This is a genomic window from Microbacterium maritypicum (assembly GCF_041529975.1).
Lineage (GTDB): Bacteria > Actinomycetota > Actinomycetes > Actinomycetales > Microbacteriaceae > Microbacterium.
Genome location: NZ_CP168030.1, coordinates 3,767,027 through 3,790,782, shown reverse-complemented (window position 1 = coordinate 3,790,782; position 23,756 = coordinate 3,767,027). Strand labels below are relative to the sequence as shown.

30 protein-coding genes are annotated in these 23,756 nt (G+C 68.8%); 12 read left to right on the top strand and 18 right to left on the bottom strand.

Annotation, left to right across the window (positions count from 1 at the left end; all coding sequences use genetic code 11):
• Nucleotide 1: 1 nt before the first annotated feature.
• From ACCO44_RS18400 to ACCO44_RS18385, 4 genes are read right to left on the bottom strand one after another with little or no spacing between them, the layout of a single operon-like run.
• Complete coding sequence (locus tag ACCO44_RS18400) at nucleotides 2–1,318, bottom strand: ATP-binding protein (RefSeq protein WP_372467704.1); 1,317 nt, start codon at nucleotides 1,316–1,318, stop codon at nucleotides 2–4.
• Nucleotides 1,311–1,988 (bottom strand): response regulator transcription factor, encoded by a 678-nt coding sequence (locus tag ACCO44_RS18395; RefSeq protein WP_372467703.1) that lies wholly within the window; start codon nucleotides 1,986–1,988, stop codon nucleotides 1,311–1,313. Before ACCO44_RS18395 ends, ACCO44_RS18400 begins: the two co-directional genes overlap by 8 nt.
• A gap of 54 nt (nucleotides 1,989–2,042) precedes the next feature.
• Complete coding sequence (locus ACCO44_RS18390) at nucleotides 2,043–2,573, bottom strand: putative immunity protein (RefSeq protein WP_372467702.1); 531 nt, start codon at nucleotides 2,571–2,573, stop codon at nucleotides 2,043–2,045.
• Nucleotides 2,574–2,575: 2 nt separating this feature from the next.
• On the bottom strand, nucleotides 2,576–3,016 hold the full coding sequence (locus ACCO44_RS18385) for a DUF6194 family protein (protein WP_262002356.1): 441 nt from the start codon (nucleotides 3,014–3,016) through the stop codon (nucleotides 2,576–2,578).
• A gap of 85 nt (nucleotides 3,017–3,101) precedes the next feature.
• Between ACCO44_RS18385 and ACCO44_RS18380 the strand changes: the two genes are divergently transcribed.
• Nucleotides 3,102–3,800 carry a MerR family transcriptional regulator gene (locus ACCO44_RS18380; protein ID WP_262002355.1) on the top strand — a complete coding sequence of 233 codons (699 nt, stop codon included), beginning with the start codon at nucleotides 3,102–3,104 and terminating at the stop codon, nucleotides 3,798–3,800.
• A 65-nt stretch (nucleotides 3,801–3,865) separates the two neighbouring features.
• Entirely contained in the window at nucleotides 3,866–4,783 is a 918-nt protein-coding gene (locus ACCO44_RS18375; RefSeq protein ID WP_146114875.1) for a hypothetical protein, read from the top strand.
• Nucleotides 4,784–4,810: 27 nt separating this feature from the next.
• On the opposite strand, the gene ACCO44_RS18370 is transcribed toward ACCO44_RS18375, so the two are convergent.
• Both ACCO44_RS18370 and ACCO44_RS18365 read right to left on the bottom strand, forming a co-directional pair.
• Nucleotides 4,811–5,440, bottom strand: a complete 630-nt coding sequence (locus tag ACCO44_RS18370) for a hypothetical protein (RefSeq protein ID WP_372467701.1) — start codon at nucleotides 5,438–5,440, stop codon at nucleotides 4,811–4,813.
• Between the two features lie 34 nt (nucleotides 5,441–5,474).
• On the bottom strand, nucleotides 5,475–6,224 hold the full coding sequence (locus tag ACCO44_RS18365) for a DeoR/GlpR family DNA-binding transcription regulator (RefSeq protein ID WP_372467700.1): 750 nt from the start codon (nucleotides 6,222–6,224) through the stop codon (nucleotides 5,475–5,477).
• A 54-nt stretch (nucleotides 6,225–6,278) separates the two neighbouring features.
• Here ACCO44_RS18365 and ACCO44_RS18360 point away from each other — a divergent pair, with 54 nt between their 5' ends.
• Both ACCO44_RS18360 and ACCO44_RS18355 read left to right on the top strand, forming a co-directional pair.
• The gene (locus ACCO44_RS18360; protein WP_029264312.1) at nucleotides 6,279–6,644 is read left to right on the top strand and encodes a hypothetical protein; all 366 of its coding nucleotides are present in this window, start codon (nucleotides 6,279–6,281) and stop codon (nucleotides 6,642–6,644) included.
• Between the two features lie 9 nt (nucleotides 6,645–6,653).
• Nucleotides 6,654–6,830, top strand: a complete 177-nt coding sequence (locus tag ACCO44_RS18355; RefSeq protein WP_047522894.1) for a hypothetical protein — start codon at nucleotides 6,654–6,656, stop codon at nucleotides 6,828–6,830.
• 41 nt (nucleotides 6,831–6,871) lie between these two features.
• Here ACCO44_RS18355 and ACCO44_RS18350 read toward each other — a convergent pair whose 3' ends face one another.
• From ACCO44_RS18350 to ACCO44_RS18320, 7 genes are all read right to left on the bottom strand, one after another.
• Nucleotides 6,872–7,414 (bottom strand): dihydrofolate reductase family protein, encoded by a 543-nt coding sequence (locus ACCO44_RS18350; protein ID WP_372467699.1) that lies wholly within the window; start codon nucleotides 7,412–7,414, stop codon nucleotides 6,872–6,874.
• Nucleotides 7,415–7,526: 112 nt separating this feature from the next.
• Nucleotides 7,527–7,934, bottom strand: a complete 408-nt coding sequence (locus tag ACCO44_RS18345) for a hypothetical protein (protein WP_372467698.1) — start codon at nucleotides 7,932–7,934, stop codon at nucleotides 7,527–7,529.
• Nucleotides 7,935–7,945: 11 nt separating this feature from the next.
• A complete protein-coding gene (locus tag ACCO44_RS18340; RefSeq protein WP_167381543.1) occupies nucleotides 7,946–8,155 on the bottom strand; it encodes a type II toxin-antitoxin system HicA family toxin in 210 nt (69 codons plus the stop codon).
• A 67-nt stretch (nucleotides 8,156–8,222) separates the two neighbouring features.
• Complete coding sequence (locus tag ACCO44_RS18335) at nucleotides 8,223–9,608, bottom strand: LLM class flavin-dependent oxidoreductase (RefSeq protein WP_372467697.1); 1,386 nt, start codon at nucleotides 9,606–9,608, stop codon at nucleotides 8,223–8,225.
• 84 nt (nucleotides 9,609–9,692) lie between these two features.
• Nucleotides 9,693–10,694, bottom strand: coding sequence for an Abi family protein (locus tag ACCO44_RS18330; RefSeq protein WP_105712162.1), 1,002 nt, complete (start codon nucleotides 10,692–10,694; stop codon nucleotides 9,693–9,695).
• Nucleotides 10,695–11,373: 679 nt separating this feature from the next.
• Nucleotides 11,374–11,631 carry a type II toxin-antitoxin system RelE/ParE family toxin gene (locus ACCO44_RS18325; RefSeq protein WP_029264315.1) on the bottom strand — a complete coding sequence of 86 codons (258 nt, stop codon included), beginning with the start codon at nucleotides 11,629–11,631 and terminating at the stop codon, nucleotides 11,374–11,376.
• Entirely contained in the window at nucleotides 11,628–11,876 is a 249-nt protein-coding gene (locus ACCO44_RS18320; RefSeq protein ID WP_029264316.1) for a type II toxin-antitoxin system Phd/YefM family antitoxin, read from the bottom strand. Before ACCO44_RS18320 ends, ACCO44_RS18325 begins: the two co-directional genes overlap by 4 nt.
• A 78-nt stretch (nucleotides 11,877–11,954) precedes the next feature.
• On the opposite strand from ACCO44_RS18320, the gene ACCO44_RS18315 reads away from it, so the two are divergent.
• The 6 genes from ACCO44_RS18315 (at nucleotide 11,955) to ACCO44_RS18290 (ending at nucleotide 17,690) form a co-directional block, all read left to right on the top strand.
• Complete coding sequence (locus ACCO44_RS18315; RefSeq protein WP_372467696.1) at nucleotides 11,955–13,397, top strand: adenosylhomocysteinase; 1,443 nt, start codon at nucleotides 11,955–11,957, stop codon at nucleotides 13,395–13,397.
• The gene (locus tag ACCO44_RS18310) at nucleotides 13,394–14,737 is read left to right on the top strand and encodes an amidohydrolase family protein (protein ID WP_372467695.1); all 1,344 of its coding nucleotides are present in this window, start codon (nucleotides 13,394–13,396) and stop codon (nucleotides 14,735–14,737) included. The genes ACCO44_RS18315 and ACCO44_RS18310 overlap by 4 nt, the downstream gene beginning before the upstream one ends.
• A complete protein-coding gene (locus ACCO44_RS18305) occupies nucleotides 14,734–15,162 on the top strand; it encodes a cupin domain-containing protein (protein WP_372467694.1) in 429 nt (142 codons plus the stop codon). Before ACCO44_RS18310 ends, ACCO44_RS18305 begins: the two co-directional genes overlap by 4 nt.
• Before the next feature lie 76 nt (nucleotides 15,163–15,238).
• Nucleotides 15,239–16,093 carry an ABC transporter substrate-binding protein gene (locus tag ACCO44_RS18300; RefSeq protein WP_372467693.1) on the top strand — a complete coding sequence of 285 codons (855 nt, stop codon included), beginning with the start codon at nucleotides 15,239–15,241 and terminating at the stop codon, nucleotides 16,091–16,093.
• Nucleotides 16,090–16,956: an amino acid ABC transporter permease gene (locus ACCO44_RS18295; protein ID WP_091030652.1), complete on the top strand. Its 867-nt coding sequence runs from the start codon at nucleotides 16,090–16,092 to the stop codon at nucleotides 16,954–16,956. Before ACCO44_RS18300 ends, ACCO44_RS18295 begins: the two co-directional genes overlap by 4 nt.
• The gene (locus ACCO44_RS18290; RefSeq protein WP_372467692.1) at nucleotides 16,953–17,690 is read left to right on the top strand and encodes an amino acid ABC transporter ATP-binding protein; all 738 of its coding nucleotides are present in this window, start codon (nucleotides 16,953–16,955) and stop codon (nucleotides 17,688–17,690) included. Before ACCO44_RS18295 ends, ACCO44_RS18290 begins: the two co-directional genes overlap by 4 nt.
• A gap of 33 nt (nucleotides 17,691–17,723) precedes the next feature.
• Here ACCO44_RS18290 and pnuC read toward each other — a convergent pair whose 3' ends face one another.
• From pnuC to ACCO44_RS18275, 3 genes are read right to left on the bottom strand one after another with little or no spacing between them, the layout of a single operon-like run.
• Nucleotides 17,724–18,437 carry a nicotinamide riboside transporter PnuC gene (gene pnuC, locus ACCO44_RS18285; protein ID WP_105712098.1) on the bottom strand — a complete coding sequence of 238 codons (714 nt, stop codon included), beginning with the start codon at nucleotides 18,435–18,437 and terminating at the stop codon, nucleotides 17,724–17,726.
• A 2-nt stretch (nucleotides 18,438–18,439) separates the two neighbouring features.
• On the bottom strand, nucleotides 18,440–18,967 hold the full coding sequence (locus ACCO44_RS18280) for a GNAT family N-acetyltransferase (protein ID WP_262002093.1): 528 nt from the start codon (nucleotides 18,965–18,967) through the stop codon (nucleotides 18,440–18,442).
• 24 nt (nucleotides 18,968–18,991) lie between these two features.
• Complete coding sequence (locus ACCO44_RS18275) at nucleotides 18,992–19,909, bottom strand: DUF808 domain-containing protein (RefSeq protein ID WP_091030665.1); 918 nt, start codon at nucleotides 19,907–19,909, stop codon at nucleotides 18,992–18,994.
• A gap of 157 nt (nucleotides 19,910–20,066) precedes the next feature.
• Here ACCO44_RS18275 and msrB point away from each other — a divergent pair, with 157 nt between their 5' ends.
• Nucleotides 20,067–20,555 (top strand): peptide-methionine (R)-S-oxide reductase MsrB, encoded by a 489-nt coding sequence (gene msrB / locus ACCO44_RS18270; RefSeq protein WP_029264329.1) that lies wholly within the window; start codon nucleotides 20,067–20,069, stop codon nucleotides 20,553–20,555.
• Entirely contained in the window at nucleotides 20,552–21,097 is a 546-nt protein-coding gene (msrA, locus tag ACCO44_RS18265; protein ID WP_029264330.1) for a peptide-methionine (S)-S-oxide reductase MsrA, read from the top strand. The genes msrB and msrA overlap by 4 nt, the downstream gene beginning before the upstream one ends.
• 144 nt (nucleotides 21,098–21,241) lie before the next feature.
• On the opposite strand, the gene ACCO44_RS18260 is transcribed toward msrA, so the two are convergent.
• Together ACCO44_RS18260 and ACCO44_RS18255 are read right to left on the bottom strand one after the other, a co-directional pair.
• The gene (locus tag ACCO44_RS18260; protein WP_372467691.1) at nucleotides 21,242–22,042 is read right to left on the bottom strand and encodes an alpha/beta fold hydrolase; all 801 of its coding nucleotides are present in this window, start codon (nucleotides 22,040–22,042) and stop codon (nucleotides 21,242–21,244) included.
• 225 nt (nucleotides 22,043–22,267) lie between these two features.
• Entirely contained in the window at nucleotides 22,268–23,737 is a 1,470-nt protein-coding gene (locus ACCO44_RS18255; protein ID WP_372467690.1) for a catalase, read from the bottom strand.
• Nucleotides 23,738–23,756: the final 19 nt, after the last annotated feature.

Here is a 23,756-nt window from a genome sequence, read left to right as displayed (position 1 = left end):
CTCAGCCGCCGAGGGGCAGCGTGACGACGAAGCGGGCGCCGCCCCAGCGGGAGTCGTCGACCGCGAGCGTTCCGCGAGCCGAGGCGGCGATGCCCTGCGCGATCGCGAGACCCAGTCCGCTGCCACCGGCATCACGGCTGCGCGCCTCGTCGAGGCGGACGAAGCGCTCGAAGATGCGGTCGCGCTCTTCGGCGGGCACGCCGGCGCCGTCGTCCTCGACCGTCACGAACACGTGACCGCCCGAGGGGGTCACGCCGATCGCGACCCGGCCGCGGGTGTGCCGCACCGCGTTGTCGGCGAGGTTGCGCACCAGCTGGCCGAGCAGACGGGGATCGCCGTTCACCCTGGCCGCCTGGATGCCGGAGCCGTCGACATCGAACCCGGCCGCGCGCAGTCGGCGCACCTCGCCGAGCGCGATGTCGTCGAGGTCGACCGCCTCGTCGTGCGTGCTCGCGCCCTCGTCGAGCCGGGCGAGCAGCAGCAGGGATTCGACGATGCCCTGCAGGCGCAGCCCCTCCTCCGAGACGACCTCGGCGAGCTCGCCGATGCTCGTCACGCCGGGGTGTGCCTGCGCGAGCTCGGCGTGCTGACGGATGGTCGCGAGCGGGGAGCGCAGCTCGTGCGAGGCGTCCGACACGAAGCGCCGCTGCGCGGTGGCCGCGGCATCGAGTCGATCGAGCATGCCGTTCATGGTGGTCGCGAGTGCCGCGATCTCATCGGCCGTCTCGGGCACCGGCACGCGCTGGTGCAGGCGCTCGGCGGTGATGCCGTCGACCTTCTCGCGGATGCGCTCGACCGGTCGGAGCGCCCGGCCGACCACGAGCCAGGTGGTCACCGCGACGAGCAGCAGGAGCAGGGGCACGGCGATGGCGAGCAGAGTCGCGACCGTCGTCAGGGTCTCGGCGTCGTCATCCATCGAAACGGCCAGCACTAGTGTCTGGTCGTCATCGAGGTCGTCCGAGACGACGAGCATCCGCTCCCCGTCGACGGTCAGCGTCTGAGGGTCGTCGGACACGGGCAGGGCCGCGGCACCGAGCGCTTCCCTGGCGTCTTCGCTGGCCGCCCGCACCGATCCGTCGGCGCCGATGAGCTGCACGAACTCGTCCTCGAGGGCGTCGATCCCGCCGCGGCCCGGTCCGTCGCTGCGCTCGGCGAGCTCGTCGAGGCGCTGCTCGGCCGCCCGTTCCGTGCTGCCGTGGATGCTGGCGCTGAGCACCTCGTAGAACGAGAAGGCGCCGATGAGCAACGCCACCGCGACGACGACCGTCGCCCCGAGCGTGGTCCTCCCGCGCACCGAGCGCCAGTTGCGACTAGCCACCGTCGGCCGCCAGCCGGTAGCCCGCACCGCGGATCGTCTCGATCGTCTCGCGGCCGAACGGCTTGTCGAGCTTGCGGCGCAGGTGCCCGACGTAGACCTCGACGATGTTGGGGTCGCCGTCGAAGTCGTCGTCCCAGACGCCCTCGATGAGCGCGCGCTTCGACAGCACCTGGCCGCGGTGGCGCATCAGATACTCGAGCACCGAGAACTCGCGCGCGGTGAGCGTGATCGGGGTGTCGCCTCGCCAGACGCGGTGGGCGGCGGGGTCGAGTCGCAGGTCGCCGGCTTCCAGGACCGCGGGGCGAGCGACGGCTCCGCGGCGCACGAGGGCGCGGAGGCGGGCGACGAGGATCGCGAACGAGAACGGCTTGGTGACGTAGTCGTCGGCGCCGGTCTCGAGCGCCTCGACCTGGTCCCACTCGCCGTCCTTGGCGGTCAGCATCAGCACGGGCGTCCAGTTCTCCTCGGCGCGCAGCGCCTCGCACACCTTCCAGCCGCTCATGCCCGGCATCATCAGGTCGAGCACGATCGCGTCGTACCGCGTCTCCCGTGCTCGCCAGAGCCCGTCGACGCCGTTGTGCGCGACGTCCACGGCGAAGCCCTCGGCTTCCAGGCCGCGGCGCACACCCTCGGCCAGGCGCACCTCGTCGTCCACCACCAGGATCCGCATTCCTCCAGTGTGGCCGGTCGACGCTGAATCGGGGCTGAAGCTCGGCAGGACGCGTCAGCGGAGGTGCTGCTGGATCTCGCGGGTCACCTCGCCCAGCGTGCCGGTGGCGAGCAGGCCGGGGCCGAGAGGGCCCGCGGAATCCTCGCCGAGCGGGGGGAGTGCGCGCAGAGCGGCGGATGCTTCAGGGGACAGGGCGGCGAGTTGCCAGCGCACCTCTTCGGCGCGTGCCTCGGGCGCCGAGGGGTGCGCGAGCTCCACGGCTTTCGCGGCGTATGCCGCCGCTCCGAGTGCATGGGCGCCCATGTGGGCGACGCCCGCGGCCTGTGCGGAGGCCCGCGCGGCAGCAGCCCCTGCCGGCGAGGTCGCACTGTGGGCGGCCCTGCCCGCGACGAACCGCCGACGGATCTCTTCGGCGGCGCTGAGCTCACCCCGGGCGAATGCTCGTGCCCGGGCGATGGCGTCTCGGGCGCGGTCGTCGTCCGGCGCCTCCGCTTCGAACAGGGGCAGTGCCCGCTCGGCGCAGTCGGCCGCCCACACGGCGACGATCCTGCGGTCGGCCTCGGTCATGCCCTGCACGGTGGTCATGTTCACCTCGCCCGGCGCTGGGACCGCTGCCGGGCGGACTCGTGCGCTTGGCGGAGCAGATCGAGCACGGATTCCGAGGTGCGCTCCGCGGGGTCGATCACGCACACCCACCCGGCCGCGCCGTAGAGCGGATGCCGCTGGAACACGTCGACTTCCGCCGGCGCGGTATCCACGGGGACGAGCGACGCCACCTGCTCGCGTCCGACGTGGATGTTCACACGGAACCGCCCTGGCGCATTCAGCGCGGAAGCCGTGTCGTCGGGGTAGTCCTTCGTGATGATCGTTCCGTACGGCTGGGTGCGCTCCGGCATCCGCCCGTCCGGTGCGTGATAGAAGTAGGCGTCTCCCCAGGAAAGCGCAGGGAAGTCGCTGCCCGCTTCGGGGGTGACGACGAGGGCGCCGTCGAAGCCACGGACTGTTTCGATGATCTCCTGCATTGTCATCCCTCAATGATGAGGTTCACGTGCTTATGTGGACTTGGAAGCGGGAAGGAGGGCGAATCACATGCCAAACCCTCAAGAGGATGTCATGACGACGGCTGCGCTCGGTCGACGCGTGGGCTACTCGACGCAGCAGGTGCGCGACCTGGAGCGGCTCGGGGTCATCCCTCCGGCCGAGCGCGGAGCCAACGGCTACCGCCGCTATGCGGGACGGCACGAGACCGCCGCGCGCGCCTATCGTGCGATGGCGGCGGCCATCGGCCCCGTGCCCGCCCGGCGACTGATGCCGACTCTGATCGGGGCGCCGGTCGGGGCCGCGGCCGAGCGCATCGATGACCTGCATGTCGGTCTCGCGGCCGAGCGCTCCCGAGTGCGCGAGGCGCTGCGCGGTCTCGATGTCGCTCTGGTCGAAGCCGGCGAAGACTTCGACGACGCGGATGCGATGACCATCGGCGAACTCGCGCAGGCCCTCGGCATCCGCCCGTCCGCGCTCCGTCACTGGGAGCAGGAAGGGCTGGTGCATCCGCTCCGCGGCACGGCATCCACGCGGTCGTACGGCGCGGCGGCGATCACCGAGGCGCGCATCGTCGCCGCCCTGCGCGCGGGCGGCTACGGCATCCCCGCGATCTCGCGCATCCTCGAACACGTGCGGCAGCATGCCGACACGGGCGAGGTGCAGCGCATCCTCCAGGGCCGGCTGGTCGCGCTCACACGGCGCAGCGTCGCGCTCCTCGCGGCCGCCGGACACCTGCACGCCCTTCTCGTCGATCGGGGCGAGGGGGACTGACGGTCGTCGTCGACCGCGAGGTCGGACGGCTCGCTTAGGGTGGCTCGTATGACGTTCAGCGCGCGGTGGCCGAAGACGATGCGCGTGCTCGCGACGCCGATCCGGAAGCCGGGGTGCTGACCATGCAGAAGTCGGGGCGATACGTGCGCGTGGGGAACACGGAGTACCCGCTCGCCTCTCCGGGAGGCAACTGGGCGCTCTGGAGCCCCACCCCGGTCGAGGGTTTCCGGAAGATCGGGAGCGGGTGGGTCCGCAACATCGCACCCGACGAGCAGCTGGAGTGCTTCCGCGTCGCACACCACGGCACGTATCGCGGCATCCCGGTCACGGTCGAGCCCGGCGACGGAGCATTGGCACGCCTCGACACCCGCGATCCGCGCGCAGCCGAGCAGGGGTTCGAGAGGTTCGGGTTCGAGCGGCCCGAACTGCAGTCGTGGCTGAAGTTCGTGCCCGTCGACGACCGGGACCTCGCCTTCACGACCACGCGCACACCGGAGCCGATGCCGTGGGCGCAGTCGACCCGAGACGCCGTCGCGCAGCGCCCGGTCCCGCGACCGTCCGACGCGCAGCCGTCGGAGTGGGGAGCCTTCACGCTCCGTCTCATCACCGCGCTCCGCGGTGTGACCGACCGCGTGTTCCTCATCGTCTCGGTCGATGGCGACCCGCTGCGCTACGTGCAGTTCGCCGGAGACCCCGAGATGCTCCACGCCGAGGCGCCGGGGGGCGACGTGGTCGCGGATGCCGACGAATCGGTGCTGCGGGCCACCGGGTGGAAGGAGCCGGGGGTCGCGCAGCCGAACTGGACCGCGGAGCTCCCGCTGCCCGCGTACGCGGTCGACTTCCGGGAACTCGCCGAGCGGTGCGTCGCTGCGCTGCGTGATGCCTATGGGGTGACGAGCCCCGATGCCCTCGCGTACCGCGCGTGGCGTGATCCGGAGCAGGCCTCGCTCGAGTTCTCCGGACTCGGTCGCGCCCTGCCCTGATCCGTGCCTCCGGGATGCCGCCTCGGTTCAGCGACCGCCGAGGCCGGCCTGCTCGCGCATCGCGGTGAGGTCGAGGTCTTTCGCGTCGAAGAAGAGTGCCGGGTCCAGCGCGAGCGGCTCGGAGTCGATCCAGAGTTCCTTCCCCGCGACGCGGATCACGCCGATGTACATCGCCCGGTCGGCGTCGGACGTCCAGATCGTGAGGAGTCGGTCATCGCCCCGGTGTGCGATCACGTCTTTCAGGGCGGCGACGATCCCGGCGCTGTCCGAGCTGCCGCGCTGCAGCGTGGACAGGGCCTGATCGAGCGGGAATCCCGCGGCGACACCGTGGATCACCGGATTCGTCAGCACGCCGCCGCCCTTGATCCGCCAGCGCCGCGCACCGACGAAGAACATCACGATGGCGGCGACGAAGACAGCCGGCGGGAGGAAGAAGGCACCGGCGATCGCGAGCCCGCTGCGCACGCGTCCGCCGAGCAGTTCGACCGTCGCCTCCGGGTTGAGGTAGACGAGGAGCATCACGACCACCATGAGCCCGGCGATCACGAGCCAGGTCGCCGACTTCCGGGGCGAGCGCTCGGAGACGAAGAGATCTGGGCGAGTGGCGAACCAGGTGTAGAGGTTGCGCGACCGGGACCGGAGGGGCGTGAAGCTCATGGGATCACGCTAGTGCGGTCGGCAACGGCGCCCATCACGCCGGGCTGCCGATCCGTGCTTCGACCTCCGCGATGAGGGGGTTGGTGTCGGCGGGGTCGGTGACGATCGCGGTGACGGCGTCGAGCGCCAGCACGGGGTAGCGAGCGGCAGCGCCGATCTTCTCCTCGCTCGCGAGCACCACTGTCTCGGTGCAGCGCGAAGCGAGTGCGCGCTTGGTGACGGCGTCGTCGAGTTCGCCCGTGGTGAGGCCGCGTTCGGGGTCGATGCCGGTGGCGCCGAGGAAGAACGTGTCGGCAGCGAGGCGCTGGATCGCCTCCATGGCCAGCCCGCCGCCGGTCACCAGCGAGTGTCGGGAGAGTTCGCCGCCGATCATGATCACCCGCGCGTCCGAGTGCTCGGCGACGGCGAGGGCGATGGCCGGGCTCGGCGTGATGACGGTGATCCCTATACCGGAGGGAAGGAGCCGGGCCATCGCCAGCGTGGTCGTGCCGGCGTCGAGGACGATCGTCGATCCGGGGCGGACGGTGGCCACCGCCGCGCGCGCGACGCGTTCCTTGCTCTCGGTCGCCAGCGCGGCGCGTTCGCGAACCGGGGGCTCGGGAGCGGGGATCGGCAGCGCACCGCCGTAGACGCGCAGGAGTCTGCCCTCGTCCGCGAGCTCTCGGAGGTCACGGCGGATGGCATCCTCCGAAACGCCGAGCTCGTCGGCGACGGCTTTCGCCACCACCCGTCCGTCACGCTCCAGGAGAGCGAGCAGGTGGTCTTTGCGTTGCGCGGCCAGCATATGTTTCCTCACGAAGTTGCACGTTCTTGCATGATTCAGACTACAGTCATCCGCATGACGAAACCACTCCTGATCCTGATCGCCGGTCCGTACCGCTCGGGTACCGGCGGCGACCCCCAACTCATCGCCCAGAACCTGGCGCGCCTCGAAGAGGTCTCCGGGCCGATCTTCCGCCTCGGCCACGTGCCGATGATCGGTGAATGGGCGGCGCTGCCGATCCTGCGCACCCTCGATGCCGTCGATGCCGGCGAGGGCGACGTGATGTACGAGACGGCGCACCGACTGCTGCAGCACTGCGACGCGGTGCTGCGCCTTCCCGGTGAGTCGGCGGGTGCAGACAAGGACGTGGAGATCGCGAAGGAGCGCGGGCTGCCCGTCTATCGCTCGCTCGAGGAGATCCCCCCAGCCTCGACTCCGTAGGCTGGAGGTATGACCAAGAACATCTGGACCATCCTCGGCGTCATCCTCGCCGTCGTGATCGCGTGGTGGATCGTGAGCGCGCTGTTCTCGGTGCTCGCGTTCATCTTCAAGCTCGCGATCGTCGCGGTCGTCGCCGTGGTGGTGTTCCTCGTTCTGCGCGGGATCTTCAGCCGCAGCGACGACTGACGGCGCGGCCCCCTCGTCGGACGCGTTCTCGGCGAGAGGTCCTAGCGGAGCACGCGGTAGCGAAGGTGGGTCTCGCTCGCGAAGGCCGAGGTCTCGAGGCGTTCCAACTCGATGCGCTGCCCGAGACCGGCGAACAGCGAGATGCCGTCGCCCAGCAGGACCGGCGCGACGTCTAGGTGGAGTTCGTCGACGAGTTCGAGCTGGAGGCACTGTCGCGAGATGCTCCCGCCGAGCAGGCTGACCCACTTGTCGCCCGCCGCCTGTGTGGCGGACTCGACCGCCTGCGCGATGTCGTCGACCACGAAGGTGTAGGTGATCCCGTCGCGTTCGATCGGCTCGTGCTCGCTGTGGGTCATGAGGTAGACCGGCACCTTGAGCATGCCGCCGTAGGGGATCTCTCCTTCGTCGATGGTCTGCGTCTTGTTCGCCCCGCCGACGATGGCGCCGATGTTCTTCATGACGTTCTCGACGACGACATCGTCTTCGGGAGCGGAGGGGCGGCCGAACATCCAGCCGACTCCGCCGTCCGCATCCGCCAGGAACCCGTCGAGGGTCACCGTCGCGTGGACGATCACTCGAGCCATGATCTGCTCCTTCCGTAGAGGTGAGTCAGGTGACTTGCGTCGAGCGACTTGCGTCGTCGGAGTGCTGGTGATCCAACTCGCCCCCGGCAGGCGCCTCAAGAACGTGCGCGTACTAGCTGGCGAGCTGCTGCACCCGCTGGTACGTGACGCCGAGGATAGCGCCGGCTGCTTCGAGAGGGTAGCCATCGGCGCGGAGCGCACGAGCTGCTTCGCGCCGGAGCCTGTCCGCTCGTTCTATCGCCGCCTCTCCGGCGGCCGTCGCGTCATTGCTCTCCGCGAGCAACTGCATAACTCGGCTGGGCGCATCGATGACGATGTCGACCTCGACATCAGTGGGCTCGACATCGAGCCAGACGGACGCAAGGTCGGAGGCGGCTTTCTTGATTCCGCGGAAAGTGAGCGCGCTGCCCGTCGCCACGATCGTTGCGCCGCTGGGCGTCTCGGAGGTGAGCTCCGGAATCTCGATCGTCCACGATCCGTCGTCATCGCGGGAGGCGCGGGCACTGAGTCTGGTCGTCATGTCCCTGCCCTTCAATTCCATGCGCTCGGAGTGTTCGGGAACGCGGTCTGCACCTGGCGGACGATTCCGGCTTTTACTGTGTCACCGTGGACCGGGATGGACAGCGTCTGCGTCCGGTCTCCGGACTGCCAGATGTGGTGGCTGCCGCGTGTGCGGGTGTTCTGCCAGCCTTGCCCGCGGAGGAATCGCGAGACATCCCGGTACCTCTGCGGCTTGGTCATCATTCTATGCTAATGATGCTTGTACCACGAGTACAAATACTACTTGTTCTATTCCGGAGTACTGCACTCAGACGCTCGGCGCGAACGCCCCGACGCGGTACTTCGCGGCGCGGTGCGTGTCCTGCACGCGGTCTCCCTTGCCCTGCAACTTGTTGCGCAAGGTGCCGGGCGTGTACTCATTCGGGTAGACGCCGCGCTCGCGCAGCACCGGGATCACGTGCTCGATGACGTCCTGCCACGTGCCGGGTGTGACCGCGTAGGCGAGGTTGAAGCCGTCGATGTCGGTCTCCTCCACCCAGGACTGCAGCTCGTCGGCGATCTCGACACCAGAGCCCACGACCGTGGGGCCGAGGCCGCCGATCGCGTTGTGGCGTCCGAAGTCGCCGACGGTCCATTCGCGGCCGAGGTCGGCCTCTTCCTTCAAGTGCTGCAGCACCGACTGGATCGCGTTCGACTCGACGTTCCCGACCGGCTCGTCCTCTGCGTACTGAGAGAGGTCGACGCCCATCCAGCCCGACATGAAGGTGAGCGCGCCCTCGGGGCTCGCATAGGAGAGGTACTCGGCGTGCTTCGCGGTCGCTTCCTCGCTCGTCGCGGCAGTGATCACCGTGAGCAGTGTGTAGATGCGGGCGTCGTACCGGTCGCGTCCGGCGGCTTCCAGGGCATCGCGGATGCGCTTCACGGTGCCGGCGAGCACCTCCTTCGAGGGGGCGGCGACGAAGATGGCCTCGGCGTTCTCGGCCGCGAACTTCACTCCGCGCGGGCTCGCACCGGCCTGGTAGATCACCGGCGTGCGCTGCGGCGACGGCTCTGAGATGTGGATGCCGGGAACGCTGAAGTGCTTCCCCTCATGCCCGATCGGGTGCACCTTCGACGGGTCGGTGAAGATGCCGCGCTCGCGGTCCTCGACCACGGCGTCGTCTTCCCACGAGCCCTCCCAGAGCTTGTAGAGCACCTCGACGTACTCGTCCGCGCGGTCATAGCGGTCGTCGTGCGCGAGCTGATCCTCCTGGCCCATGTTGCGGGCGGCGCTGGGCAGGTATCCGGTCACGACGTTCCAGCCGATCCGGCCCTGGGTGAGGTGGTCGAGGGTGCTCAGCCGGCGCGCGAAGGGGTAGGGGTGCTCGAATGCGGTGCCCGCGGTGATGCCGAAGCCGAGGTTCTCGGTGACCGCGGCCATCGCGCTCACCAGCAGGATCGGGTCGTTCACGGGCACCTGGGCGCCGTTGCGGATCGCGGCCTCGTTCGTGCCGCCGTAGACGTCGTAGGTGCCGAGCACGTCGGCGATGAAGATGCCGTCGAAGGTCGCGCTCTCCAGCAGCTTCGCCAGATCCGTCCAGTACGAGATCGTGTTGTACTGCCGCGACCGGTCGTCGGGGTGCCGCCACAGGCCGGACGACTGATGGGCGACGCAGTTCATGTCGAAGGCGTTGAAGCGGATCTGACGGGTCATGCCCCCATGAAAGGCGAACGGCGCGGGGCGGTCCAGGGCCGCCGAAATGCGCGGACACATTCCGGGGGATGCTGGTCGATGGGTCTAGCTCGATCCGCTGGTTTTCCAGAGGCCTTGCTGAGCCCACCCGTCGGGGAAGCCCATGCTGTCGATCCTCACGTGGGGGACACTCGGAAAGGTGGCTACCAATTCCTTGAGGCGCCGCGTCCAATCGGCGTAACCACCGATGCTGCGCAGCAGATACGCGATTACGGCCAACGAGTTGTAGAGGCCGAAGTCCTGCTTCGGCGCTGTGTCTTCACGCAGGTGCGCCAACACGGGAATCGCATTGTTCTTTGGTCTGGTGGGCGCATCGACGAGCTTTCTGTTGAACAAGCGCGCCTGGTGTGCCGCGACGTTCCGTACATAGTTGGTGCTCGCGATCCAGCTGGCCAGGACAGTCTTGCTGGGTACTGAGTAATGAAGGGCGATCCGAGTGGCGAGATCGTTCTGCAGCCCGCGGTAGAGCTTGGCGAGGTGGCCGAGTTCAAGAATCTCGGTCAGTGCCCAAATCGGCATTCGATCGTCGTATTTCCGTCGAAAGTGCTCGACGAAGGCTTCCTTCGAGCTGGCTCGCCTTTCGTCCACGCGGCTGATCCACTCGGCATGTTTGCTCGTCATCACGCCAGCGCCCGTATCGATGGATGGCGCGGTGAAGGCCGGAGTGAAGCATCGTTGATCGAGGTGCGCGAAGGCCGAAGTCTGGCCGAGGATGTAGCCGACTTGAGTACGAAGCGAAACCTCGATGCGTTCGACGGCCTCGAGAACGAGCAGGCGTAGCGCGCGATCGAATGCGATCAGCGCCGCAGCATGCTCCAGACGGGTGTCCTTCCGATACGAACTCAGAATACGAGTCGACTGGCGACCGCGGTCATCAATGAACTTCTCCGACTCGCGAGATGGATAGAGATACCCCGTGAGGCGGTAGTAGCCAACCTCTTCGAGCAACTGTTCAGCGGCCGATTCGTCGTCGACGATCAGACCTCTGCCCTGGAGTTGCGCAATCTGCTGCTTTATAGACATCCAAGGCTTGGTGTACTCGACCACGTGTCTCCCCAAAAGAAAATCAGCCCGAGCCGTGAGGCGAGCGGGCTGATCGTGATGTTCCAAGACTAGCATCCTCGAGCCCATGCGAGGAGGGCCCTAAGCCCGATTCGGCGGGTAACATGTTACCTGAAGGAACCCCTTGCTGCCGCCAGTGAGCCGCGGAAGGAACAGTGAGGACCGACGTGATCCAGAGGCCTGGAAGCACCCGACGAAGCCACACCGGGCTGCGTTCCCTGACCGATCTCCTGATTGTCGTTGGTGTGGGTGTCCTTGCGTTCTTCGTGAACGGCTACGTCTCCGCGGCAATCATGGTCCTTACTGTCGGCGGGGTCCTCGGCGGGGCGAGGGTGCGTCGCCGGCGCCGGGCGGAACCGGCACGACACGAAGGGTCGTCTCACGCATGACTTCCGGTATCGCACCCCTGCACCTCGTCATCACGGTGATCGTGCTCATCGCCGTCGTCGCACTCGTCGGTTACCTGGTCCTTCGCGTCAAGCGCGGCGGCAAACGGCGCGACTGATTCGTGCGCTGCTGTGGGTGAGGTTCACCAACGTCCGGTGCCCCTCATCCGTGACGCCGCAGCCCGTGAACCGATTGGGGCTTACGTTGTGTTGTCGATGCCCCCGCAAGCATCGGATCGGCTTCGCTTTAGGCGGCGACGTCCAGCACTCCGGCTTCGCTACTGCTCGTAGACGTCCCGCCGATGACCCAGCGTCACGACCGCGACGATGAGCACGTCGTCGTCGATCGTGTAGATGATGCGGTAGTTCCCGACGCGGACGCGGAGTCCGTCGCGTCCCTGCAGCGCCTTCGCTCCCGGCGGGCGGGGGTTCTCGCCGAGCAGGGCGATGGCACCGCGGATCCGGTCGCGATCCTGATGGTCGACCTTCTTCAATGCTCGAACCGCAGCGGGGCGCAGTTCGATCCGATAACTCACGTCCAGCCCAGGTCGGCCTTCACCTGATCCCAGGGGATGTCCGGGCCTTCTTCTGCCATCGCCTCGTCGAACGCGGCCACGTCTTCGGCATCTTCAAGTGCCTCGATCATCCGTTCGTACTGCTCCGGGCTGACCACGACGGCGGCACGCTGACCGCGTCGCTCGATGAACACGGCCTCCTCCTGGGAGCGGGCGATGACCGTCGAGAGGTTGTTGCGCGCGTCGGCGACGCTGATCGTGGACATGGGCAAATTGTACATTTTGAAGTCTGAGATGTACATGACGTGCTCATCTTCCACCCCCGCGGGCTCTACCCTTGACAGGTGACCGACGAGACCGTGACCGCCCAGCGTCTGGTGCGCCGCTTCGCCCGCGAGACCAACCTGCTCGTGTCGGGTCGGGACTTCTCGGTCGTCGGGACGGATGCCGTGGCCGAGGCGCTGCGTCAGCTGCTGCCGGCGCTCGGTGCGCACCTCGGCGACGGCGGCGTGACGTTCGTGACGGGCGAGGCGCCCGAGATCCTGCTCGACGGCCACCCGCTTCCCGTGCGGAAGACGGCCGAGGACCGCGTGGATGCGGCCGGACGTCACATGCCCGTCTCTTCCGACCTCGCCCGGCGCCTCGGCGAGAAGGGGACGGTGCGCGGGGTCCGCATCGGCATCGCGATGGTGCTCGAACCCAAGACCGCCCAACTCGCCCTGCTGCTGCGGGATGCCGGCGCCACGGTCGCCGTCTACGCGCACCCCGATGAGATCGACGTCGAGGTCGCGGCGGTGCTGCGTGCTCGGGGCATCCCCGTCGACGGCGACCCGACCCTCTCGGGTGCTGCCGAACGCACTGCCGCCGTGTCGTTCCTGCGCCGCGGGTTCGACCTGCTGCTCGACGACGGTTCGCACCTGATCCGCCTCGCGCATGAGGAGGGGATCGCCACAGAACTGAAGGGTGCGGCCGAGGAGACCACGAGCGGGCTCACTCCGCTTCGGCTCATGCAGCGTGAAGGCGTGCTCCAGATCCCCGTCATCGCCGTGAACGACGCCCTCACCAAGACCTCCTTCGACAACCGCTACGGCACCGGCCAGTCGTGCGTGTTCGCGATCGCCGATGCGCTGGATGCCGCGGGCATCGACATCCGCGACCAGCCCGCGGTCGTGGTCGGATACGGCCCCGTCGGCGAGGGCGTCGCCGCGCACCTGCGGGCACTCGGCGTGCAGGTGGCGGTCACCGAGACCGACTCCGTCCGCGCACTGCGGGCCGCCCACGACGGCCACCGCATCGGCCGGCTGCATGACCTCGCCCCGGGCGCGCTCGTCGTCTCGGCCACGGGCGCTCCGCACACGGTCGACGCCGAGGTGCTGCGCACGGCGGCGGTCGTCACGGTCGCGGGCGGCGTTCCGCACGAGATCGACCTCGACCCCTCGACGCTGCGACCGTATGCGGGTGAGAACGGCGAAGCCTCTCCGTTCGTCGAACGCGCCGGAGACGGGGCCCTCGTCATCGCCCGAGGCGGCTGCGTGAACCTGTCGGCCGGTGAGGGAAACCCGATCGAGATCATGGATCTGTCGTTCGCGGTGCAGCTCTTCGCCGTCGAGCATCTGCTCACGCACGACCTGCCCGCCGGCGTGCATCCGCTCCCGCCCGAGGCCGACACCACGATCGGCACGGCCGCACTCGCCGCCCGCGGTGAGCACATCGACGAGCGCAGCCCCGCCCAGGTCGACGCCCTGCGCGAGTGGCGCTCGCCGCGATTCCGGGGAGCATCCGCATGACCGCCGTCTCCGTCTACTCCGCCGGGCTCGTGGTGCCGATCACCGCTCCACCGATCGTCGACGGCGCGGTCGCCGTGCGCGACGGCCGCATCATGCACGTGGGCGAGCGCGAGTGGGTGCTGCGGTCGCTGTCCGAGCGCGGGATCGACGCCGACGAGGTGCACTGGCCCGGCGTGCTGACCCCGGGCCTCGTGAACGCGCACTCCCACCTGCAGTACACCGGCATGGCCTCGGTCGGCCGCGGACAGTACGACGGGTTCGACGACTGGGTGCGGGCGTTCGACCCGGTCTACGAGGGCGGGTGCGACTGGGCCGCGGATGCCGCCGACGGCGCGGCACAGGCGCTGCGCTCGGGCACGACCGCGGTGGCCGACGTGGTCACCGACCGCGCGGCGGCGAGCGCCTTGCACGACGCCCGACTGCACGGCATCACCTACTGGGAGGTGATGAGCTGGACCAACGCCGACTGGGCGCGCACCGGACGCGCGCAGGTCGAGCAGGCCCTCGACGCATTGCCCACCCCGCCCGGCACCGGCCTCTCGCCGCACGCCCCCTACTCGCTCGACATCGAGCCGCTCCTCGAGATCCCCGACATCGTGCGTGAGCGCGGCGGACGCATCCACATCCACCTCGGTGAGGCCGCGTTCGAGAGCGAGTTCGCGCACGAGCATCCGCAGGCCTGGCACACCGCCGGGCTCGCCAGCTTCCAGGAGCTGCGCAAGGCCGGATTCGGCACCAGCGCCACCGAGTTCGTCGACCAGCTCGGCGTGCTCGGGCCCGACTGTCACATCGCGCACGGCGTGTACATGAGCGCCCGAGACCGTGCCATCCTGCGGGAGCGCCGCACCACCGTGGCACTGTGCCCGCGCTCGAACGCCGTCATCGGACTCGAGGAGCCGCCCATCGCCGCGTACCTGCGCGAAGGCAGCCCGATCGCCGTCGGCACCGACTCCCTGTCGTCCAGCCCCTCGCTCGACGTGCTCGCCGATGTGGCGGAGCTCGCCCGCATCGCCCGCTCGCAGGGCTACACCGACCGCGACCTGCACGCGCGACTGCTCGGCGCCGCGACCCTCGGTGGCGCGCACGCCATGGGGATCGACGTCGGCCCCGACCGCACCGGATACCTCGCCGTCGGCGCGCTCGCGGATCTCACCTTCTTCGATATCCCGGCCGGCCCGGATGCCGTCGCCGAACTCGTCGAGCACGGGGCAGGCCGCGCCGCCGCGACGATCGTCTCCGGCGAGGTGCGCTTCGCGATCGAGTCCTTCGGGCGCGCCGCTGTCGAATCCGTACCCGCCGAATCCCGACCCGTCGAACCCGCATCCGGAGGTTCCGCATGACACAGCGCCCCGCGACCGCCGAGCGGCTCGACCTCGCCGCGCATCCCGAAGGCGGTTGGTTCCGCCGCACGTGGACGAGCCCGCTGCCCGTCGAGACGCCGAACGGCCCGCGCCCGGCGGCCACCTGCATCCACTACCTGCTGCTGCCCTCTGAGCGCAGCGAATGGCACGTCGTGACCAGCGATGAGCTCTGGCTCTGGCATGGTCCGGGCCGACTCGAACTCCGCCTCGGCGGCGACGGTGCGGAACCGGGCACGGCGACCACGGTCGTGCTCGGCCCCGACGATGCCGCCCAGGTGCTGGTTCCCGCCGGTGTCTGGCAGGCCGCCCGCCCGCTCGATGCCGACGAGGTCCTGGTCTCGTGCTTCGTGTCTCCAGGTTTCGATTTCGCCGATTGGCGTCTCGCCGAATCGCCTACTCTGTAGAGGCAGACCGTCTCTGCAGAAGCAGACCCGCCTGCCTCGCCGTCTCCTCCACACCCTTCCTCGCACTGGAGTCATCGTGCCCTTCGCTCCCTCCCTCCGCCGCGCGGCAGCCGCTGCCGCTGCCGCCGCCCTCGCCATCACCCTCGCCGCCTGCAGCGCTCCCGCTGCCGAGACCGGATCCGGCAGCGGTGACGATTCGGGCCTGCAGACCGTGACCGAGGGCAAGCTCACGATCGCGACCGGCGAGCCCAACTACGAGCCGTGGTTCGTCGACGACGACCCCTCCAACGGTGAGGGCTTCGAGGGTGCGGTCGCGAACGCGGTCGCCGAGCAGCTCGGCTACAAGGCCGACGACATCGTCTGGGTGCGCACGACCTTCGACGGCGCCATCGCGCCGGGCCCGAAGGACTGGGACATCAACCTGCAGCAGTTCTCCATCACGGATGACCGTAAGAAGGCCGTCGACTTCTCGTCGCCGTACTACACGACCACGCAGGCCGTGGTCGCGGTCGGCGACTCGCCCGCGGCATCGGCCACGACCATCGACGAGCTCAAGGCCACCAAGGTCGGCGTCGCCAGCGGCACCACCAGCTACACGGTCGCCAAGGCCGAGCTCGGTGAGGCGAACCTCAGCGTGTTCAACTCGGTCGACGACGTCGTGCTCGCCCTCAAGGGTGGCCAGATCGACGCCATGATCACTGACCTCCCCGGTGCGTTCTACGTCGTCGGTGCACAGCTCGACGACGGCGTGGTCACCGGACAGTTCGCCGGGGCCGACGGCGGCGAGGAGTTCGGCATCGTGCTGCCCAAGGGCTCGGCGCTCACCTCGGACGTGACCGACGCGGTCGACGCCCTGCGTGAAGACGGAACGCTCGACGAGCTGCAGCAGAAGTGGCTCAGCGACGCGGTCGACGTCCCCGTCTTCAAATGACCTCACAGCCCGTCGACACGGCGTGGCAGCCGAGCGAGCTCGAGCTGTCGCGCCGCGTCCTGCGGCGCCGGGCGACCACCCGGTCCGTCCTGATCGCACTGATCAGCAGCCTCGTCGTCGCGGCGGTGCTGGTCATCGTCGTCGTCAACACCCCCGGCTGGGCAGTCGTCAGCCAGACCTTCTTCGACCCGCAGGTCGCGCTCGACAGCATCGGCCCGATCTTCCAGGGGCTGCTCGTCAATCTCCTGGTGCTGGTGATCGCCGCGGTCTGCGTCGCGATCTTCGGAACCACCCTGGCCACCATGCGCTCGCTGCGCGGTCCGGTGTTCTTCCCGCTGCGCGCGCTCGCGGCGGCCTACACCGACTTCTTCCGCGGCATCCCCCTGCTGATCGTGCTGTATCTGATCGGCTTCGGCATCCCCGCGCTGATGATCTTCCCGCGCATGCCCGCGATGTTCTGGGGCACGATCGCCCTCGTCCTCACGTACTCCGCGTACGTCGCCGAGGTGCTCCGCGCCGGCATGGAGGCCGTGCACCCATCGCAGCGCATCGCCGCACGGTCGCTCGGACTGACCCATGGCCAGACGCTCCGCATCGTCGTGATCCCGCAGGGTGTGCGCAAGGTCGTGCCCGCGCTCATGAACGACTTCGTGTCGATGCAGAAAGACGTCGGCCTGATCTCGGTGCTCGGCGTGGTCGACGCCGTCCGCGCGGCTCAGCTGATGGTCGCCGACACCTACAACTACACGCCGTACATCGTCGCCGGGCTCATGTTCATCATCCTCAGCTGGCCGATGATCCGCCTGACCGACGTCGTCACCGCGCGGATGAACAAGCGCGAGCAGGCCGGAGGGGTCGTATGAGCGTTCCGGTGATCGAGGCCAGGGGAGTGCGCAAGCGCTTCGGCGACCACGACGTGCTGCGCGGCATCGACCTCGCCGTCGGCACGCACGAGGTGGTCGTGCTGATCGGCGCCTCCGGCTCGGGCAAGTCGACGCTGCTCAAGACGATGAACCTCATCGAGGGCATCGACGACGGGCAGATCTTCCTGTCGGGCGAGGACATCACCGACCCGCGGGTGGATGCCGACGGCGTGCGCGCCCGGATCGGCGTCGTGTTCCAGCACTTCAACCTGTTCCCGCACCTGACCGTGCTCGACAACGTCACGCTCGCAGCCGTCCGCGTGCACGGCATGCGCAAGACCGAGGCCCGCACCAAGGCGCGCGAGCTGCTCGAGACGCTCGGCCTCGGTGCCAAGGCCGACGAATACCCCGACCGGCTCTCGGGCGGGCAGCAGCAGCGCGTCGCGATCGTGCGCGCGATCCTCACGCAGCCCGAGGTGCTGCTGCTCGACGAGATCACCAGTGCGCTCGACCCGCAGCTGGTCGGCGAGGTGCTCGACCTGGTGCGTCAGCTCAAGCAGCAGGGTGCGACCATCGTGATGGCGACGCACGAGATGTCGTTCGCCCGCGAGGTCGCCGACCGCATCGTGTTCCTCGAGCACGGCGTGGTCGTCGAGCAGGGGCCGCCGTCGCAGGTGTTCGATGCGCCGCAGCAGGCCGCGACTGCGGAGTTCCTCGCGCGCGTGCGGCACTGAGCTCGGCCGACGGCGGATCCGGCAGCGGCGCGCTCAGGCGAGCTCGTCGTCCTCGGGGCGCCTCGGATTGGGGTCCGGCGGCAGGATCACGACCGGCTGCGCGGCGGTGCGCTGCGCCCGCCACCAGATGACGAATCCGACCGCGGTGAAGATGCCGTAGAAGACGTACATGAAGCCAGTCGCGTAGTAGCCGGAGCTGAAGAGCAGGGGCACGCCGACCACGTCGACCGCGATCCAGATGAGCCAGAACTCGGTCCAGCCCTTGGCCATGCCGTAGGTGGCGAGCAGCGAGCCGACGAAGGTCCAGGCGTCGGCCCACACCGGCTCCCACGAGCCCAGCGCGCGGAACAGCGGGGTCAGCGCGACGGTGCCGACGACCATCACGATCACCAGGCCGATGCGGGCCCCGGTCGGCGCCCACTTCGGCACGATCTGTCCACCCTCGGCGTTGCGCCAACGCATCCATCCGTAGATCGCGACGGCGATGAACATGATCTGCCGGCCGGCCTGGCCGAGCAGGTGCGGCAGCGAGGGGTCGGGGCTGAGCGCGGATCCGAGGAAGACGGTGAGCAGCAGCAGGTTGCCGATGATGCCGACCGGCCATGCCCAGATCTTCCGGCGCATGCCGCCGAGCGCGCTCGCCAGGCCGAATGCGTTGCCGACGACCTCACGGACGAGGAGCGTCTGCCCGCCGGGCAGCGTCCAGTTCGAGTTGAAGGCATCGACGAACCACTGCAGCAGGTCCATGGTCAGGATGCGGCGCCGGGTTCGGCGCGGTCGTCGAGCACGAGCTGGAGCATGCTCAGGTCGAGCCAGCGCCCGAACTTGGCCCCGACCTGCGGCATCCGCCCGACCTCGGTGAAGCCGAGGCGCTCGTGCAGGGCGATGGAAGCGGCGTTCCCGCTCTCGATTCCGGCGATCATGACGTGCATCCCCGCGGCGCGGGCGCGCTCGACGAGTGCGGCCATCAGCGCGGTGCCGATCCCGCGGCCGTGCTGACCGCCGAGGACGTAGACGGAGTGCTCGACCGTGTGCCGGTAGCCGCTGTGTGGACGCCACTGCGCGTACGACGCATAGCCCAGCACGCCGGAGTCGTCGACCGCGACGATCACCGGATAGCCGTGCGAGGTGCGATCGGCGAGCCAGGCGATGCGGTCGGCGAGGTCGACCGCATCCTCGTTCCAGATCGCGGTGGTGTGCAGCACCGCGTGGTTGTGGATCGCGGTGATCGTCTCGAGGTCTGCGGTCTCCGCATCCCTGATTCGGACGTCTGTCATCGGCGGGTGGTCTCTCTTCCCGACTCAGACGTGCACGTCGGCGGGGGATTCCTCGCCCTCGTGGAAGTTCGGCGTCTTGCCGAACAGCTTCGCGATGCCCAGCACGATCCCGACGATGAGCAGCCCGAGGATGAGACCGGCGATCGCGGAGATGATGGTGTCGACGATCCAGACGACGACCGGGCCGAGGTTGTGGAGCGCGTGCTCCACGCCGTGCAGCACGTCGACCGGGAAGTGCCAGCCGACCTCGCCGAGGTTCACGAGCACCAGGTGTCCACCGACCCACAGCATCGCGACCGTGCCCAGGATGCTGATGAAGCGGAACACCGCGGGCATCGATCGCACGATCCGGGTTCCGGTGTGACGCACGCGCCGCACCGGGTTCTTCGCCATCTTCAGACCGATGTCGTCGATCTTCACCAGCAGGGCGACGGCGCCGTACACGACGCCCGTCATCAGGAGTGCGATCACGGCGAGGATCGCGAGCGTCGCCCAGATGTCGAGCCCCTTCTCCAGGCTCGCCAGCGAGATGAGCATGATCTCGGTCGAGAGGATCAGGTCGGTGCGCACCGCGCCCAGGACCAGCTTCTTCTCGTCGCGAGCGCCCTCGTCGGCATGGCCGTGCTGCACGCCGAACCACTCGAGCACCTTCTCGGCCCCCTCGAAGCACAGGTACGCGCCACCCAGGATCAGCAGATACGGCAGCACCCACGGCGCGAAAGCGGTGAGGAGCAGTGCCGCCGGGATGATGATGAGGAACTTGTTCGCGAGCGAACCGAGCGCGATCTTGCCGACCACGGGCAGCTCGCGCGCGGGCGTGATGCCCTGCACGTACTGCGGGGTGACCGCGGCGTCGTCGATCACGACACCCGCTGCCTTGGCCGAGGCCTTCATCGCGGCGCTCAGGATGTCGTCGACGACGGCGAGCAGTCCTACGGACATGGGCGGTTCCCCTCGGGCGGTGTGCAGTGCGGAGGCAACTCTATCGAGTTCGCAGAAACTCACAGCGCGCTCCCAGCCCCGAGGGACCAAAAAGGCGCAGTCCACGGTTCTTCCCTATGACGCCGCAGCCAGCGACGTCGGACTAAGGAGTCAGATCATGTCGAACGACTACGGCAAGACCCCCGAGGCCGTCAGCGGCCTCACGAACCTGCAGTACGAGGTGACGCAGCAGGACGCGACCGAACCGCCGTTCCGCAACGCGTACTGGAACAACCACGACGACGGCATCTACGTCGACGTCGTCTCGGGCGAGCCGCTGTTCTCGTCGACCGACAAGTTCGACAGCGGAACCGGATGGCCCAGCTTCACCAAGCCCATCGAGGCGGATGCCGTCACCACGCGCACCGACCGCTCGTTGTTCATGAAGCGCACCGAAGCGCGCTCCGCGAACGCCGACAGCCACCTCGGCCACGTCTTCGACGACGGCCCCCGCGATGAGGGCGGGCTCCGCTACTGCATGAACTCGGCGGCCCTCCGCTTCGTCCCGGCTGACAGGCTGGAGGAGGAGGGGTACGGTCGCTACAGTCCCCTCTTCGCGAAGACGCCGAACACCCCCACCACCGACACCTCTGAGGAGCAGTCATGACCGACACCGGAACCATCACGCGCACGCCCGGGACCGAGACGGCCGTTCTCGCCGGCGGTTGTTTCTGGGGCATGGAAGACCTGATCCGCCGCCAGCCCGGCGTGATCGGCACGCGCGTCGGCTACACCGGCGGATCGAACGACCACGCGACCTACCGCAATCACCCCGGCCACGCCGAGGCCGTGGAGATCGTGTTCGACCCGACCAAGACGACGTACCGCGACATCCTCGCGTTCTTCTTCCAGATCCACGACCCGTCCACGAAGGACCGTCAGGGCAACGACATCGGCTCGAGCTACCGCTCGGCGATCTTCCCGCTCTCTCCCGAGCAGGAAACGGTCGCGCGCGACACGATCGCCGACGTCGACGCCTCGGGCCTGTGGCCGGGCAAGGCCGTCACCACGATCGAGGCCGCGGGCCCGTTCTGGGAGGCCGAGGAAGAGCACCAGGACTACCTGATCAAGTACCCCAACGGCTACACCTGCCACTTCCCGCGCGCGGGATGGGTGCTGCCCCAGCGCGCGGAGAGCTCCGCCGTCTAGGCCGGGGGCCCGCGCCCCTCACCTCGCTCGCACGGAACGAAGGAGAAATCACGGAATGAAGGACCGGATGCGGCATCCGCTCCTTCAATCCGTGAGAACTCCTTCGCAATGGGCGGGCGAGCGAGTGGGCGAGCGGGCGAGCGGCTACGCCTCGGAGAGGAACGCCAGCGCCGCCTCTTTGAAGTCCCGCGATCCCGGAGCGTTGAAGTGGTTCCGGTTCGGGATCTCGAAGAAGCGACCGTCGGGGGCCGCGGACGCCAGTGCCCGTGAACCCTCGATGATGGCATCCTTCGAACCCGTGGCGAACAGGATCGGGCGCGTCGGCGCATCCGATGGATCGGGGTCGATCATCCCTGACGACCGCATCCCTTCCGCGAGCGCGACCAGTGCCCGCAGGTCGTTGCCGGGTACCCGCTCCGTCAGCGCGATGTAGTTCTGCGTCGTGGGGTCGGCGACCGGGGTGCCGTCGGCGATGTACGCCCGCACCTGGTCCAGGTCGAGGCGGGCCAGGGGGATGCCGTCCGGCACTCCGCCGAGCACCGCCCGGCCGATGCGGTGGGGCAGCTCGCGCACCACTTCCCAGCCCACGCGGGCTCCGAGCGAGTAGCCGACGTAGAACGCGTCGTCCACGAGGTATGTGTCCATCACGGTCTCGACATCGGTCACCAGCGTCCGGATGCGGTACCCCTCCGGATCGTGCGGCTTCTCGCTGCGCCCATGCCCACGCTGATCGAGCGCGAGCACCCGGTAGCCGGCGCGGTCGAGCTCGCGCACCCAGCCGGTGAGGACCCAGTTGTCGCGGGCGCTCGACGCGAATCCGTGCACGATCACGACGACGGGAGCATCCGGGTCGCCCCAGGTGTACGTCGCCAGGCGTGTGCCGTCGGCGGCGTACACGTGCTGCGGGTCGGGCATGCCGGTCAGGTCGGAGAGGGGGGTGGCCACCCTTCCATCTTGGCCCTGTTCCGCGTCAGCGGCGCTGCTCCACGGCCCTGTGCCGAGACCCCGCCTCCAACCCCGAGACCCCGCCTCCAACCCCGAGACCCGGCCTCCAACCCCGAGACCCGGCCTCCAACCCCGAGACCCCGCCGTAACGCCGAGACCCCCTCCTGCCGACGTGGGCAGGAGGGGGTCTCGGCGCGAAGACGGGGTCTCAGCGGATGGCGCGGATCAGACCCGATCCCGCAGGGCTGCGCCGAGCTCGGCATCCACGTTCGTCCAGTACTGGAAGAACCGCTCGCGGATGTCGTCGATGGTGATGGAGCGGCCCTGACCGGTGAGGGTCTCGAGGAACCGCGCCCGCTGCTCGCCGTCGAAGACCTCGCGGTAGAGCGTGCCCGCCTGCCCGAAGTCGTCGTCCTCGGCGTGCAGCGTGGCGGCGGAACGCACGAGTTCGCCGTCGGCCTCCCAGTTCGCCTCGATGCCCTTCGACGGATCCGCTTCGGGTCCGCCGGCAGGTCCGAACGAGTTCGGCTGGTAGGTGCGGTGCGCGGCGTCGTTGTGCTGGTACCGCATCGCTCCTTCGTGCTGGTAGTTGCGTGCCTCGGCTGCGTGTGGCTGGTTCACCGGCAGCTGGTTGTAGTTCGCGCCGATGCGGTGACGCTGCGCGTCGGGGTACGCGAAGATGCGGCCCATCAGCATCTTGTCGGGTGAGATCCCGGTGCCGCGCACCTGGTTCCCCGGTGAGAAGCCGGCCTGCTCGATCTGCGTGAAGAAGTTCTCCGGGTTGCGGTTCAGGGTGAGCGTGCCGACCTTGATGCGCGGGTAGTCCTTCAGCGAGATCGTCTTGGTGAGGTCGAACGGGTTGAACCGGTAGGTCTTGGCCTCGTCGTACGGCATGATCTGCACGTACAGATCCCACGACGGGTGGTCGCCGCGGGCGATCGCCTCGAACAGATCACGGCGGTAGTGGTCGGCGTCGGATCCGGCGAGCTGCTGCGCTTCGTCGGCACCCATCGCCTCGACACCCTGGTTCGACACGAAGTGGTAGCGCATCCAGAAGAGTTCACCGGCTTCGTTCACCCACGAGAAGGTGTGCGAGCCGTAGCCGTTCATGTGCCGCCAGCTGCGCGGGAGGCCGCGGTCGCCCATGAGGTAGGTCACCTGGTGCGCGGTCTCGGGCGAGAGGGTCCAGAAGTCCCACTGCATGTCGGGGTCGCGCAGACCCGAGTCGCCGAGGCGCTTCTGCGAGTGGATGAAGTCCGGGAACTTGATCGCGTCGCGCAGGAAGAAGGTCGGGGTGTTGTTGCCGACGATGTCGAGGTTGCCCTCTTCCGAATAGAGCCGCAGCGAGAACCCGCGCACGTCGCGCCAGGTGTCGGGCGAGCCCTGCTCTCCGGCGACGGAGGAGAAGCGGATCAGCGCCTCGCTCTTCGCGCCCTTCTGGAAGACCGCAGCCTGGGTGTACGCCGACACGTCCTCCGTGACGACGAACTCGCCGAAGGCGCCGCCGCCCTTCGCGTGCGGGTTGCGCTCCGGCACACGCTCGCGGTTGAACGCCGCGATCTTCTCGACCAGGTAGTGGTCATGCAGCACGGTGGGGCCATCGGCGCCGACGGTGAGCGAATGCGCGTCGCTCGCGATCGGGGCTCCGGCCTGCGTGGTGGTGGACGGACGGTACGAATCGGCAGGTTTCGTCATGGTTCTCTCCTTCTCCGCG